Here is a 1,027-nt window from a genome sequence, read left to right on the forward strand (position 1 = left end):
TATGTTGGAAAGAACAGAAATTACTGCTGAGTTTTTTAATCATGATTTTGGGGAATTTGATAAGGATATTGTGTTTATTTGCGCAGGGGTTGTTCATCCAAAGGCGATTGAGTATTTAAAGGGTAGAAATTTAGTCATAACTCAAAAAGTTCTTGCCTTTCCATATTATATAAATCTTAAAGATTTTTCTTATGCTGCTGTAGGACTTAGTGTTGCACATACATTATCTTATCTAGCAACTTATCTAAGTCATAAAAACATCATTTTTATAGGACAGGATTTAGCTTATGCTGAAAATGGCAATTCTCATCCTAATGATTATCAAAATTTAGCTAATTATGAAAGTCAAATGTATGAACATATTTTAACTACAGCTTATGGAGGAAATGGAAAAGTTGAAACTCATAGTATATGGCTTTTATTTAAAAATTGGTTTGAAAATGAAATGATTCCAAATACTAGAAAAATGGGTATCACCACCTACAACTGCACCGAAGGTGGAGCAAGGATAGAAGGAACTATAGAAAAACCTTTTTTATGGGCTTGCGAGAATCTACTTGATAAAGATTTAAATAAACCTTTTGAAAAATTAGAACCTTTAAGTTTAAATAAACAAAATGAGTTTTTACTTAAGGCTTATTATAAAGTTTGTAAAAGTATTGAACATTGTAGAGATTTTAATAAAATTCTAAGTAATGATTTTGAAAATATACAAAGTATATATTTGAGTTTAAATGAAAAAGAAGAGAATATCAATTTAGCTATTGAAAAAATAGATAAATTTAAAAATAAACTTGAAGATATAAAACAAATGCAAGATTTGTATGATATCTTGCAATCTTTATTCATACAATTTGAACTTAATCTTGCTAGAATTTATGTTTTAAATCCTAAAACCAAAGAAGATGCTTTTAATAAAAGTATTCTTTGGATAAAAGAACATTTAGAATTTATGGAATTAGTTTATGGACATATTAAAGCACAAGAAAGTGCTTTGATTAAAAATATACTTCCTTTAGAAGAAAAA

1 protein-coding gene is annotated in these 1,027 nt (G+C 26.6%); it reads left to right on the forward strand.

The window, feature by feature from the left end:
* Window positions 1-1,027, forward strand: a 1,027-nt coding sequence (locus BGS40_RS07440; protein ID WP_141085138.1) for a 6-hydroxymethylpterin diphosphokinase MptE-like protein, incomplete at both ends; no start/stop codon positions are given.

It is taken from the genome of Campylobacter sp. 107, assembly GCF_002383835.1.
GTDB lineage: Bacteria > Campylobacterota > Campylobacteria > Campylobacterales > Campylobacteraceae > Campylobacter_D > Campylobacter_D jejuni.